Source organism: Nocardioides oceani (assembly GCF_030412965.1).
Lineage (GTDB): Bacteria > Actinomycetota > Actinomycetes > Propionibacteriales > Nocardioidaceae > Nocardioides > Nocardioides oceani.
The window spans coordinates 1-280 of sequence record NZ_JAUHJQ010000135.1 but is presented as its reverse complement, the minus strand read 5'-3'; the positions used below and the strand labels follow the sequence as shown (position 1 = coordinate 280).

1 protein-coding gene is annotated in these 280 nt (G+C 76.8%); it reads right to left on the bottom strand.

Annotation, left to right across the window (positions count from 1 at the left end; genetic code table 11):
- A partial coding sequence (locus QWY28_RS23565) for a cobaltochelatase subunit CobN (protein ID WP_300955340.1) occupies positions 1 to 280 on the bottom strand: 280 nt, incomplete at both ends.

The following is a 280-nucleotide window of genomic DNA, read 5'->3' as shown; positions in this document are numbered from 1 at the left end:
CGCAGCCGGCAGGTGCGCCGTCCACGCGGCGTACTGCTCGGGCGTCACGCGGACGTGGGCGTCGGTGAGCTGGCCGGAGGTGAGCCACTCCTCGTCCTGGCCGCCCGCGGCGATGAGGGCGTGGATGAGGGCGTCGCCGGCGACGGTGTCGTCGGCCTCGTCGAGCCCCGGCACGGCCCCGGGCCCGCCGAGGTCGTAGCCGGCGTCGCGCAGCCGACGCAGCAGCCGGATCGTGCTGACCGGGGTGTCCAGGCCGACGGCGTTGCCGATCCGTGCGTGC